The organism is Massilia atriviolacea, from assembly GCF_003953935.1.
Taxonomy (GTDB): Bacteria; Pseudomonadota; Gammaproteobacteria; order Burkholderiales; family Burkholderiaceae_D; genus Telluria_A; species Telluria_A atriviolacea.
The window spans coordinates 491,032-504,682 of sequence record NZ_RXLQ01000002.1 but is presented as its reverse complement, the minus strand read 5'-3'; the positions used below and the strand labels follow the sequence as shown (position 1 = coordinate 504,682).

Sequence of the window (13,651 nt, the reverse complement as noted above, 5' to 3'; positions counted from 1 at the left end):
GTAAGTTCTGGCAGCCAAAAACACATCTATTTCTGGGCAAGTACTTCGTACTTCGCTCACGAATCGGTGCAGTTCGAAGCGCAGGCGTCCTGCGCCTGTGACGCTGCTGCGCCCGGTCCGTCCAGCATGTGTGGCGCCGCCAGCGGTGCCCGTTTCCACGCGCCTGTATCCAGGCAAAAGAACAAGAGCAAGACATGAAGACTAATCCATTCCACGCGGCTACGCTGGCACTCGCCTGCACCGCCATGCCCCTCCACGCGCGCGCCGACGAGCCGCTTCCCACGGTGGAAATCACCGGTAGCGCGCCGCGCGCCAACGGCAAGCTGAACCTCGACACAGCCTCCAGCACCGGCAGCCGCCTCGGCCTGACGCCGCGCGAAACGCCGGCCAGCGTCACCTTGATCGACCGCGCCACGATCGACGCGCGCGGCGCCCAGGATACCCAGGAAATCCTGCGCGCGATTGCCGGCGTGACCGCCCACAATGCGCCGGGCAATATCGGCGTCAGTTACCGCGGCTTCGGCAGCGGCTCGGTCAGCCAGCTTTTCAACGGCATCAACGTGCAGTATTCGATCGCGGCACGCCCGGTCGACAGCTGGATCTACGACCGGGTGGAAGCCATCGGCGGGCCCTCGAGTTTCCTGTTCGGCTCGGGGGCGGTCGGCGGTTCCATCAACTACATCAGCAAGGTGGCCGAACGGCGCGCGTTCGGCGAGGCGCAGCTACGCCTGGGCACGCATGGCTTGAAAGAAGCGTCCATCGGCCTGAACCGGCGCCTGGCCGACGAGCATCACGTCCGCATCGACCTCAACCATCGCAACGCGGATAGCTGGATCGATGCCAGCGGCGCCCGCTCGACCCAGCTGGCCGCCTCGCTGCGCTCCGACATCGGGTCGCGCCTGAGCCATACCCTGGCCTACGAGTTCCAGGACGAGGACGTGGAACGGCCCTACTGGGGCACGCCGCTTCTTAACCCGGTCGCCGGCCGCGCGCGCATCGACCCGGCCACCCGCTTCAAGAACTACAACAGCGCCGACGGCGTCTACGCCCAGCGCGTGCACTGGCTGCGTTCGGTCGCCGAATGGCGCGCCAGCGAGGCGGTCCAACTCAGCAATACCGTGTACGCCTACGATGCGGTGCGCGACTTCCGCAATGTCGAAACGTACCGCTTCAATCCGGCCAACACGGCGGTGGCACGCTCCGGCATCCTGCTGCAGCACCACGAACAGCGCATGGTCGGCGACCGCTTCGATGCAACCTACAAGGGTGAGCTGGCGGGCCGGCGCAGCGACTGGGCGGCCGGCATCGACGTCAGCGTCAACAAGCAGACCCGCTTTCCGACCAGCCTGACGGCTTCGCTCGGCAACGTCGACCCCTATGACTTCGCGACCGAGCGCTTCTTCGACATTCCGGGCATGAGCCCGGCGTTGCGGCCGGACCGCGACAACAAGGTCACGACCCGCGCCATGTATGTCGAGAACCGCACCGCCATCGTGCCTACGCTGAACCTGGTGACTGCGCTGCGCCACGAGCGCATCGAGCTCGACCTGGTCAACCGGCGCGAGGTCACTGCGGCCAACCCGGCCAGCTTTGCGCGCCGCTACAGTCCGACCACCGGCCGCGCCGGGCTGGTGTGGGACATCACGGCGGCGGCCAGCGCCTACGTCCAGTACGCCACCGCCGCCGACCCGCCGTCGGGGGTGTTGTCGACCGCCTCGTTCGCCGACGTGCGCAACAACAGCGAACTGACGACCGGACGCCAGGGTGAAGCCGGCGCCAAGCTGGACTTCTGGCAGGGCAAAGGCTCGGCCACCGTCGCGGCCTACCGCATCGAGCGCAAGCATATCGCCACCCAGGACCCCGACAACAGCGCCCTGACCGTGCTCGTCGGTGAGCAGTCGGCCAGGGGCGTCGAGCTGTCGCTGGGCTTGCAGCCGACGCGCAACTGGTCGATCCAGGGCAACCTGACCCGCGTCGATGCGCAATACGAGCAATACCGCCAGGGCGGCATCTCGCTGGCAGGCAAGACGCCGACCAATACCCCGCGCACCGTCGCCAACCTGTGGCTCGGCTACGCCATCGCGCCCGCCGTCAAGGCCAGCGCCGGGCTGCGCCACGTGGGCAGCGTGTATGCGGACGCGGCCAACACGATCGACTGGCCGTCCTACACCCTGCTCGACCTCGGCCTCAGTTACCAGCTGAGCGGCGACATGACGCTGGTCGGACGGGTGCGCAATGCCGGGAACCGGGTCCACGCCGTCCATCTCGGCACCGCCATGGCCTACCTTGGCGCGCCGCGCACGGCCGACCTGGCCCTGCGCCTGGCGTTCTGAGGCCGCCGATGGGAAGCTCCTTCAAGCGCCTGCTGTTCCTGGGCCACCGCTGGCTGGGCATCGTCCTGTGCCTGTTTTTCGCCATGTGGTTCGTGTCCGGCGTGGTGATGATGTACGTCGGCTATCCGAAACTGACCGATGCCGAGCGCCTGCGCCACCTGCCGGCCTTGCAGGGCGGCGCGCCGCTGCTCGGGCCGCAACAGGCCATGGCTGTGGCCGGCCTCACGGGGCCGTTCAAGGACCTCAGGCTGGCGGCGGCCAGCGGCGGGCGCGCGGTGTACCTGGTCCAGCCGGCCGGCGCACAGCGCGGCGCCGCCGCCATCGCGGTCGATGCGCACAGCGGCGCCCGGGTAGCCGTCACGGATGAGGCGCGCGCCATGGCCAGTGCCGCCGCCTTCGCCGGTCCCGGTGTCGGCGCCCGCTACCTGGGCACGGTCGACGAAGACGCGTTCACCCACTCGCGTGGACTGGATGGGCACCGCCCCTTGCACCGCGTGCAATTGGCCGACCCAGGGCAAACGCTGCTGTATGTATCGGGCCGGACCGGCGAAGTCGTGCGCGATGCGCCGCGTGCCGAGCGCCTGTGGAACTATGCCGGCGCCTGGCTGCACTGGCTGTATCCCTTGCGCGGCAATGCGTTCGATCCTTACTGGGCCGATATCGTCAACTGGCTCGCCATCGCAGGCACGGTCATGGTGCTGAGCGGGGCGACGGTCGGCCTGCTGCGCTGGCGCTTCAAGGCGCCCTACCGCAGCGGTTCGCGCTCCCCCTATCCGGGCGCGATGATGCGCTGGCACCATATCGGCGGCCTGCTGTTCGGCCTGGTGACGGCCACCTGGATCTTCAGCGGCCTGATGTCGATGAACCCCTGGCGCATCTTCGACGGCGGCGCGGCGCCGCTGCGCATGCAGGCGCTGGAAGGAAGTGCGCTGCTGCCGTCCGCGCTCGACGCGGCGCCGGCGGCGCTGCTGGCGGCGGCGGGACCGGGTATCCGCGAGCTCAGGTGGACGCGGGTGCTGGGCAAGACGCTGGTATTGGCCCAGCCCGGCGCAGGCGCGCCGCTCGTGCTGGACGCACACAGTGGGCGGCCTGCAGCGCTCGACGCCAGCGCCCTGCTTGCTGCCGCGCGCGCCCTGCTGCCCGATCCGGTCGCCAGCGTCGAACGCCTGGACGCCTACGATCTGTATTACTACAGCCGCGACGCCCACAGCATGACAGGGGGCAGCGGCAAGCCGCTTCCGGTGTGGCGCATCGCCTACGCCGATCCGCACCAGAGCTGGGTGTATCTCGATCCGCACACGGGCGCGCTGGCCGGGCGCAGCGACAGGCACAAGCGCGCGAGCCGCTGGCTGTTCGCCATGCTGCACAGCTGGGATTGGCTGCCCCTGCTGGAGCGCCGGCCCTTGTGGGACATGGTCCTGGTGGCGCTCAGCCTCGGCGGCGCCCTCATGAGCGTCACCGGCGTGGTGCTCGGCTGGCGCAGGCTGGGGCGCAAGCTGGGCGCTGCCGGCGGCACGCACGCCAGGGTCCTGCCGCGCGACTCCTCGCGCCCAGCCTGAGGCGGGCCGATGGCGCTTGTGCGGGGTAATGAGTCCCCCGGCAAGCGCCGGCACGCCGGCCATCGCCCCCCTGTCGCCGCTCGAAAATTCCAGAAAACCACTTACCCTGCCCGCATCGATGGTGTTAATAATGTTGCATTATTGATACTTCATAAACTCACCAAAACTCACGAAATGCAGGGGAAATGGCGGCGACACGCCGGATTTTCGTTCCTGCAGGCATTCAAACCAGTCCAATCCGACCCGCTGCGGCTAAGTGTGAATATTCACCGCCGCGTCGGGGCATGATGAAACTCATCATCGCTATCTTGCGGGAATGGGATGGCCGCGCACGCACTGCCGGGAAATCGGTTTCATGTACACGCAGGGAAAATTGCTTGCCAAGTCAACACTTGGAATTCCCGGCGATAAGCTGCGTGAACCTCGCTTCGGCGACAGGAAATGTTGACAAATTTATTTCATAATCGAATACAACAAAGCGCAAATGAAACCGTGTTCTTCTCACCAAAACGGTGCAGCTGCCGCTGCAGCGCAACATCGCAGCAAGCGTGCGCAGGCCCCGCGCCGGCGCGCCCTGCCACGCTTTCAGGGCAATGTGAAATTCTGTGACAATTTGTAAATACATCGCATTTCCACGCTTCTTGCGCTAACTATCACCCATCCATTCCCAACTTCACTTAGTTTGCGCAACCTGCAGCGCGCTGTCCGACCCGCCGCGGCACCTAGCGGTCACGATTTTCCGGCCGCTGCCTACCTATTCATCCTGATAGCTAGGGAGTGAAACAGGGGGCAGGTTAAAGTTTCTTCGCCTTTACATATAAGCAAGAATTTCGGAAGCGCATGACTACAGCAGTTTTTGTTGTAGATCCGAAGGGACGGCAACGAAATGCCCGTCGCTCATTCGCTGACGCGCGTTTTCATAAGATTGATCCGCTTGCCAAGAGAGCGGCGGGCCGCTGGTCCGAAACGGAAAACACGCTAACCACATCGATCATTGCTGCACCATGCTGTCGCCGCCAGGCGCCCCATGCCACAGCCGGACTCAGCCGGCCGGCCGAAGGCTTGCCTGAGCGACTCGACACAATGCGGCCCGGTCACACTGGTGACGTATCTTGATTAACCAAAGGGAACTCTGGATGACGAACTATTCTGACATTTGTATCGTTGGCGCCGGACTGGGCGGCTTGTCGTGCGCGACAGGCTTGCTCAACGCCGGTCTTGGCAAGCATTTGGACATCCGCGTGTTCGATTCGGACACGGCAGTGGGTGGCCGCATCCGGTCGCGCAAGGTCGACGGCGAGGAAATCGCCGAACTCGGCGCGGCGCGCTACTCGCCCCAGCTGCACCCGAACTTCCAGCAACTCATGCAGGAAAGCGGACTGGCCAATGCGATCTATCCGTTTACCCAGGTGGTGTCGCCCGACCAGGCGCAGGAAAAACTCAAGGCGACCCTGCTCAAGCTGGCCCCGATGCTGAAAGACCATCCGAACGATTCCTTCCTCGATTTCGTCAGCCACTACCTGGGCGCCGTCGAAGCGACCCGCATGATCAAGGCCACCGGCTACGATGCCCTGCTGCTGCCGGTGGTCTCGGCCGCCATGGCCTACGACATCATCAAGAAGCACCCGGAAACCCAGCACTTCACCGAAAACGCCGCCAACCAGTGGCTGTACGCCACCGACGGCTACGGCCAGCTGCTCAGCCAGCTGCAACGCCAGGCCCAGGAAGCCGGCGTGGACTTCAAGCTGGGCCGCCGCGTGCTGTCGGTCGAGCGCGACGGCGACGAGTACCTGCTGGCCGTGCGCCACATGGGCGATACCCAGATCTACCGCACCCGCCACCTGATCATGACCCTGCCGCCGACCGCCATGGCGCGCCTGAACCTGGACTTCCCGGCCGCCTTCAGCCCCTTCCAGTACGATTCCCTGCCCCTGTTCAAGGGTTTCCTGACCTTCGACGACGCCTGGTGGGAAGCGCTGGGCCTGACCGACAAGGTGCTGATGGCCGATAACCCGCTGCGCAAGGTCTACTTCAAGGGCGACAAATACCTGGTGTTCTACACCGACAGCGCCAGCGCCACCTATTGGCGGGACTGCCTCGAACAGGGCGAAGACGTGTATCTGGAACGGGTGCGCCATTACCTGAAGGAAGTGCTGCCCCTGAACGGCATGCCGCTGCCGCAGATCAAGGACCATTTCTACAAGCACTGGCCGCATGGCGTCGAGTTCTGCCTGGAGCCGGAAGCCGACCATCCGGGCGTGCTGCTGCACCGCGACGGCATCATTTCCTGCTCGGACGCCTACACCCCGCATTGCGGCTGGATGGAAGGCAGCCTGATCAGCGCCGGCCACGCGACCCGCCTGCTGGCCGAGCGCATCGGCGATCCTGCCGGGCACGTGGCGCGCCCACGCGTGTCCGCCCCGTCCGCCGTGGCGCGCGCATGAGCGTTCTCGATTTTCCCCGTTTTCATTTCCGGGGATTTGCGCGCGCCAACGTGCCGACGGCGAACCGCAATACGCACGGCCAGCTCGACATCGCCACCAATGTGGTGTCGATGGCGGGCCAGCCGGTCGACCTGGACCGGCCGCCGTCGGAGTTCCATGCGTATCTGAAGCAGCTGGCGCCCCGCTTCAACGCGGCGGGCCAGCCGGACGAGGACGGCATCTTCAGCCAGGCGGCCGGCCACAATTTTTGCGGGAACAATCACTTCGCCTGGGAAAACGCGTGCATCACCGGGGTCCAGCTGGGCGCCGGCGATGTCGATACCGACGACGCCCTGGTGGGCGCCAGACTGGCCTTGTGGGGACACTACAACGACTACCTGCGCACCACCGTCAACCGCGCGCGCTGGGTCGACTGCGATCCCAGCGAGCCGGACACGACGCTGATCTACGCCGGCCAGTTCACCCTCAGCGGCAAGCAGGCCGGCGCCAACACGCCATCGCTGTTCAGCGCCGACATCGGCCCGCCGCACGCGGTGCGCTGGGTCGGCAGCGGCCATGCGGGCGAGCGGAGCGGGCATTTCCTGGACGACGATATCGGCCGTTCCCGCCTGTTCCAGTTTTCCGTGGCCAAGGGCGATCCGCATTTCCTGTTCAACCAGGATGCCCCGCTGCCGGCCAGCCTGCACGCCCTGCAGGAAGCGCTGGCCGGCGACGATGTGCTGGGACTGACGATCCAGTATTCGCTGTTCAATATGTCGACGCCACTGCGGCCCGACTCGCAAGTGTTCTACGACATGGCAGGCAGCATCGGCCTGTGGCGGCGCGACGAACTGGCCACCTGCCCGGCCGGCCGCCTGCTGCTGCCGCGCCAGGCCAACCTGGGGCCGGTGCTGGTGCGGGTGGGCGCGGACCGGGTGTCGCTCAATATGCCGACCGCGATTCCCTTCAGCACGCGCGCGCCGCATGCCGTGTCGGAACAGCATCCCACCCACGCGCTGGGCGAGAAGCGCGCCCTGGGCGAGCTGCTGCTGCACGGCGCCTCCGGCAAGCTGGTCGCGCGCATTCCGGAAGCGCTGTACCGCGACTACTGGCGCCATCACGGCGTGTTCGACGTGCCGCTGCTGCACGCCGCCGCGGCGGCCGGCTCGCTGACCTTGAGCAGCGCCGAAGCGCACTGGGAAGAAACCGACTGGGTCGTGCAGACCGAGCGCAATCAGCTCTACCTGGAAGCGCCGAACCACGCCAGCGGCGAGGATTTTCCGCAGACCATCGTCGTGCAGAGCCGCCTGCGCGGCGAGCTGCGCGCCCACCCGGCGCTTGCCGTGCAGGCCGACAAGGGCGAGCTGGTCGGCGCCGAGCTGGCCCCGTGCGCGCTGGGGCCGGGCTACGCCGCGCTGACCCTGACCGGGCGCCGCCCCGGCGCTACCCGCATCATGCTGGGCGAGGCCAGCGGCCGCCAGTTCATCGGCGCGCGCGTGCTGCCCGACGACTGGCATCTGGACAAGGTTCCCGCCGAACAGGTCGACTACGCCTTCCTGTACAAGCACGTGATGAGCTATTACGAGCTGATGTATCCATTCATGTCGGACAAGGTCTTCAGCCTGGCCGACCACTGCAAGTGCGAAACCTATTCGCGCCTGATGTGGCAGATGTGCGATCCGCAAAACCGCGACAAGAGTTACTACATGCCGAGTACGCGCGAACTGTCGCTGCCGAAGTCGCGCCTGTTCCTGAAATACCTGACCCAGGTCGAAGCCGCCGCCAAGGCGCCGCCGGCCCCAGCGGGCGCGGCGCACGCGATCTCCTGCAAGGCCGAGCTGGTCGACGAGCTGAAAAAGGCGGTCGACCTGGAATTGTCGCTCATGCTGCAATACCTGTACGCCGCCTACGCCATTCCCAATTACGCCCAGGGCGAAGCGCTGGTCGCGGCCGGCCAGTGGACGCCGGACGAACTGGAACTGGCCTGCGGCGGCGCCGACCGGCTGCGCGACAGCGGCACGCGCGGCGCGCTGCTCGCCATCGCCCATGAAGAAATGATTCACTACCTCCTGGTCAACAATGTGCTGATGGCGCTCGGCGAGCCCTTCCATGCCGGCCAGCCGGTGCTGGGGCAGGAGGCCAGCGAGCGCTTCGGCCTGGACACGGAATTTGCCTTCGAACCGTTTTCGGAAAACGTGCTGGCCCGCTTCGTGCGCTTCGAATGGCCCGACTACCTGCCGACGCCGGGCAAATCGATCGCCACCTTCTACAAGGCGATCCGCCAGGCCGTGGCCGACCTGCCCGGGCTGTTCGAGCCTGGTGCCGGCAAGCGCGGCGGCGAGCATCACCTGTTCCTGAAGGAACTGACCAACCGCGCCTTTCCCGCCTACCAGCTGGAAGTGGGCGACCGCGACAGCGCGCTGTTCGCGCTCGACTTCGTCACCGAACAGGGCGAAGGCGTGGCGCTCGATTCGCCGCATTTTTCCAGCTCGCATTTCCAGCGCCTGCGCACCCTGGCGGGACGCTTTGCGGCACGCGCCAAACCCTTCGAGCCGGCCATGCCGGCGCTCAAGAATCCGGTGCTGGAAGCGCGCGCCGGCTGCAACGTCGTCACCGACCCCAGCGCCCGTTCGCTGATGCGCCTGTACCAGGGTTGCCACGAGCTGACCCTGGCGCTGATGGCCCACCATTTTGCGCAGCAGCCGCTGGGCAGCCTGCGCCGCTCGCGCCTGATGAACGCGTCGATCGACATCATGACGGGTTGCCTGCGCCCGCTCTCGGCCGCGCTGATGAGCATGCCGTCCGGCGTAGCCGGCCGCAGCGCCGGCCCGCCGGTGCCCGGCGCGCCCGGCGCCGCCGTCGACAGCGACTACGCGCGCGGCTGCGCCATGCTGGCCGAGCGCTGCCGCGCGCTGGCGCAGTACGCGCGCAGCCTGGACGCCGGTGTGGTTGGCGCGGCCCAGATCGGCATGCTGGAATTCTTCAATCAACAATTGACCGATTTATCTCGGGGAACCATGTCTAGAGAGGCTTGAATGCATAAAATGATTATCGTCGGCGGCGGTCTGGCCGGAAGCCTGGCTGCCATCTACCTGGCGCAGCGCGGCCATGAGGTCCACGTCGTCGAAAAACGTGGCAACCCCCTGCAGGAAAATGCCGCCAATGCCGACCCGGTCGCCTCGCGCGCCATCGGCGTGAGCATGACCGTGCGCGGCATCAAGGCGGTGCTCGGCGCCGGCATCGCCAAGCGCGACCTCGACGCCTGCGGCGAACCGGTGGTCGGGATGGCGTTTTCGGTGGGCGGCCAGTTCCGGGTGCGCGAACTGACGCCGCTCGAAGGCCTGTTTCCGCTGTCGCTAGACCGCAGCGCCTTCCAGCGCATGCTGAACCGCTACGCCGAGACGCACAAGGTGCGCTATTACTTCGAGCACAAATGCCTCGATCTCGACCTCGACAAAAAGAGCGTGCTGATCCAGGGACCGGACGGCGTCCTGCAGCACCTGCAGGGCGACATGATCATCGGCGCCGACGGCGCCCACTCGGCGGTGCGGCGCGCCATGCAGAGCGGCATGCGCCGCTTCCAGTTCGAGCAATCGTTCTTCCGCCACGGCTACAAGACCCTGGTGTTGCCGAACGCCTCAGAACTGGGCTTCCGCAAGGACCTGCTGTACTTCTTCGGCATGGATTCGAAGGGCCAGTTCGCCGGACGCGCCGCCACCATTCCGGACGGCAGCATCAGCTTCGCACTCTGCCTGCCGTATGCCGGCGCGGTCAGCCTGACCAGCCAGGACCGTCCGGCGATGACCGCATTTTTCGCGCGCTACTTCGGCACCCTGCCGCCGGACTGCCGCGAAAAGCTGCTGGAACAATTCTTCGCCCTGCCCAGCAACGACCTCATCAATGTTCGCTCGAGCACCTTCCACTACAAGAGCAATGTGCTGCTGATCGGCGATTCGGCCCACGCCACCGCGCCCTTCCTCGGCCAGGGCATGAACATGGCGCTGGAAGACGTGCAGGTCATGGTCGAGCTGCTGGAGCGGCACGGCGAGGACATCGGCCAGGCCATGGCCGAGTTTACCGAGCGGCGCAAGGTGCAGGCCGACGCCATGCAGGACATGGCGATCGCCAACTATGAAGCGCTGAGCAACCCGAATTTCATTTTCTTCCTGCAAACGCGCTACACGCGCTACATGCACAAGAAATTCCCGCGCATCTATCCGCCCGACATGGCGGAGAAACTGTACTTCACATCGGTTCCTTACGATGAGCTGCAGCAAATCCAGAAGAAGCAAAACGTGTGGTACAAACTTGGAAGGGTAAACTAATGAAGATCCTCGTCATCGGCGCCGGACCAGCCGGCCTGATTTTTGCCAGCCAGATGAAAAAAGCCCAGCCCGACTGGGATATCCGCATCGCCGAAAAAAGCACCGAGCAGGAGGTGCTGGGCTGGGGCGTGGTGCTGCCGGGCCGTCCGCCGCAGCATCCGGCCAATCCCCTGTCCTACCTGGACCAGCCGGAATTGCTCGATCCGCAATTCCTGGAAGAATTCAAACTGGTGCACAATGACCAGCCCAACCTGATGAGCACGGGCGTGACCCTGTGCGGCGTCGGCCGCCGCGTGCTGGTGCAGGCGCTGCGCGCCACATGCGTCGCCGCCGGCATTCCGGTCAGCTACGAAACGCCGCTGGCCAGCGTGGCCGAGCTGGAAGCCGAGTACGACCTGGTGGTGGTATCGAACGGCATCAACCACAAATCGCTGGCGCTGCCGCCGGCCCTGGCGCCGCAGGTCGAATTCGGCAACAACAAATACATCTGGTACGGCACCACCCAGCTGTTCGACCAGATGAACCTGGTGTTCCGCAAGAACGGCAACGGCATCTTCATCGGCCATTCCTACAAGTACTCGTCGACCATGAGCACCTTCATCGTCGAATGCAGCCAGGAAACCTATGTGCGCGCCGAACTGGAGAGCCGCTCCGAAAAAGACGCGGCAGCCTACATCGCCAAGGTGTTCCAGGCCGAACTGGGCGAGCACGCCCTGGTCAGCCAGCCGGGCCAGGGCTGGCGCAACTTCATGACCCTGAGCCACGACGTGGCGCGCGACGGCAAGTTCGTGCTGATCGGCGACGCCTTGCAGTCGGGTCACTTCTCGATCGGCCACGGCACCACCATGGCGGTCGTGGTGGCCCAGCTGCTGGTCAAGTCGCTCGCTTCCGGGCCGGACACCGCCGCCGCGCTGGAGAACTTCAACGCGCGCGCCGTGCCGCTGGTGCAGCTGTTCAAGCAGCACGCCGAAGCGAGCCGCCTGTGGTTCGAAAGCGTGGGCGAGCGCATCGGCCTGTCCAACGAGGAACTGACCGCCAGCTTCGACGCCCGCCGCAAGGAAGCGCCGCCGCTGCAGGATGCGCTGATGGCCAACCTGGGCTACGCCCTGGGCCGCTGAGGAGACGCCATGCCATGCCACGCCGCGCCCCCGCTGCTGCCCGCCCAATGGAGCAGCGCCTATGTCTCTTACTGGACGCCGATGCGCCAGGAAGACCAGCTCACCTCGGGCTATTGCTGGTTCGACTACACGCGCGACATCTGCCGCATCGACGGCCTGTTCAACCCCTGGTCGGAACAGGACACCGGCCACCGGCTCTGGATGTCGGAAATCGGCGACGCCGGGCGCGCCCGCACCCGCAAGCAGAAAGTGGCATACGCCAGGGAAGCCATGCCGACCGGCGAGCAACTCTATGAGCGCGTGCTGGAGGACGAACTCGGGCCCTTCCCCGGGCTGTTCCTGCCGCAGGCGATCCTGCGCGATGGCGACGCGCGCCACGGCGGCGTCCACAGCGTGCTGGGACGCGAGGCCGACGCCTGGATCGTCGAGCGGCCCGGCAAGGCCGCCTCGGTGTATTACCTGGAGGCGGGCGGCAACCGCCTGCTGCGCATGGTGACCGGCAACGACGCTGCGCATCAGTCGGTACGCGACTTCCCCAACTTCGCCACCGATCCGATTCCGGGGAGCGTGTTCGACGCCGGCCCGGGCGCCGCACCTTGACGGCGCAGCCCGCGCGTGTCGGCTTCAGCGGCCGGCGCGCGCGGGCTGGTCCCCTTCCCTATCCCGATTTTCTTTTTCCCCTGCAAGGAGTAGCAATGCCGTTGCTTGTTTACATTCTCGGTCTGACGATCTTCTCGATCACGACCTCCGAATTCATGGTCGCCGGCATGATGCCTTCGCTGGCCCAGGGCCTCGGCGTGCCGGTGGCGAAGGTGGGCTACCTGATCGCCCTGTACGCCATCGGCATGGTGGTCGGCGGGCCGATCACCACGGTCGGCCTGCTCAAGCTGCGCATCCCCAACAAACAGGGCTTGCTTTGCCTGCTGGGCCTGTACGCCCTGGCCCAGTCGGTGGCGGCCTCGGCCACCAGCTACGAGGTCATGGCCTTCGCCCGTGTCGCCACCGGCGTGGCCGGCGCCGCCTGCTTCGGCATGTCGCTGGCGATTTGCGCCGAGCTGGTCAGCCCCGAGGTGCGCGGGCGCGCCGCCGGCGTCGTCATCGGCGGCCTGATGCTGGCCTCGGTCCTGGGCGTGCCGATGGCGACCCTGGTCGACCAGCACATGGGATGGCGCGCCAGCTTCTGGCTGGTGGTGATCCTCACCCTGGGCTGCGCGCTGCTGATCGCGCTGCTGGTGCCGCGCTCGCGCGCCGCCGACGCGGTCGGCCTGAGCGAGGAACTGGGCGAGTTCAAGAACCCGCAGTTGTGGGCGGCCTATGCCAGCAGCGGCCTGATCATCGGCGCGGTGTTTTCGGCGTTCAGCTACTACACGCCGATCCTGACCGAGATCAGCGGCTTCCCGGCGTCCTCGATTCCCTGGCTGCTGGGCGCCTACGGCGTCGCCAACGTGGTCGGCAACGGCGTGGTGGGACGGTTTGCCGACCAGTACACCTTTCCGATCATGATCGGCGGCATGATCATGATGGGCATCAGCCTGGCCCTGTTTGCCTTCTTCGCGCACAGCAAACCGATCAGCGTCACCTTGCTGGTGGTGACCGGGCTGGTCGGCATGTCCATGAATCCGGCCATCATCGCGCGCGTGATGAAGACCGTCCATCCGGGGCCGCTGGTGAATACCGTGCACACCTCGGTGATCAACATCGGCCTGGGACTGGGCTCGTGGGCCGGCGGGCTGGGGATTGCGGCAGGCTGGGGACTGCTCTCGCCGCTGTGGGTCGGGGTGGCCCTGTCCGTGCTCGCGCTGGCGAGCCTGCTGCCGTACGTGGGGCGCAAGCCGCTGGCGGCCGCGCCGGAGCCGTTCGGACGCAGCGGCAAGGCCGGCAGCCGCTGACTTC

The 13,651-nt window shown here is 66.3% G+C and carries 8 protein-coding genes; all 8 read left to right on the top strand.

What is annotated here, in order from left to right; translation table 11 throughout:
* The first annotated feature begins 194 nt into the window (after nt 1–194).
* The 8 genes from EJB06_RS04815 (at nt 195) to EJB06_RS04780 (ending at nt 13,647) form a co-directional block, all read left to right on the top strand.
* A complete protein-coding gene (locus EJB06_RS04815; protein ID WP_126072851.1) occupies nt 195–2,333 on the top strand; it encodes a TonB-dependent receptor in 2,139 nt (712 codons plus the stop codon).
* A gap of 8 nt (nt 2,334–2,341) precedes the next feature.
* Nucleotides 2,342–3,892, top strand: a complete 1,551-nt coding sequence (locus EJB06_RS04810; RefSeq protein WP_126072850.1) for a PepSY domain-containing protein — start codon at nt 2,342–2,344, stop codon at nt 3,890–3,892.
* Nucleotides 3,893–5,028: 1,136 nt separating this feature from the next.
* The gene (gene vioA / locus EJB06_RS04805; protein WP_126072849.1) at nt 5,029–6,336 is read left to right on the top strand and encodes a flavin-dependent violacein biosynthesis tryptophan-2 monooxygenase VioA; all 1,308 of its coding nucleotides are present in this window, start codon (nt 5,029–5,031) and stop codon (nt 6,334–6,336) included.
* On the top strand, nt 6,333–9,350 hold the full coding sequence (gene vioB, locus EJB06_RS04800) for an iminophenyl-pyruvate dimer synthase VioB (RefSeq protein ID WP_126072848.1): 3,018 nt from the start codon (nt 6,333–6,335) through the stop codon (nt 9,348–9,350). Before vioA ends, vioB begins: the two co-directional genes overlap by 4 nt.
* Nucleotides 9,351–10,640, top strand: a complete 1,290-nt coding sequence (gene vioC / locus EJB06_RS04795) for an NADP-dependent violacein biosynthesis oxygenase VioC (RefSeq protein WP_126072847.1) — start codon at nt 9,351–9,353, stop codon at nt 10,638–10,640.
* Nucleotides 10,640–11,758, top strand: coding sequence for a flavin-dependent violacein biosynthesis monooxygenase VioD (gene vioD, locus EJB06_RS04790; protein ID WP_126072846.1), 1,119 nt, complete (start codon nt 10,640–10,642; stop codon nt 11,756–11,758). Before vioC ends, vioD begins: the two co-directional genes overlap by 1 nt.
* Nucleotides 11,759–11,767: 9 nt before the next feature.
* Nucleotides 11,768–12,358: a violacein biosynthesis enzyme VioE gene (gene vioE / locus EJB06_RS04785; RefSeq protein WP_126072845.1), complete on the top strand. Its 591-nt coding sequence runs from the start codon at nt 11,768–11,770 to the stop codon at nt 12,356–12,358.
* A 95-nt stretch (nt 12,359–12,453) separates the two neighbouring features.
* The gene (locus EJB06_RS04780) at nt 12,454–13,647 is read left to right on the top strand and encodes an MFS transporter (protein ID WP_126072844.1); all 1,194 of its coding nucleotides are present in this window, start codon (nt 12,454–12,456) and stop codon (nt 13,645–13,647) included.
* Nucleotides 13,648–13,651 lie beyond the last annotated feature (4 nt).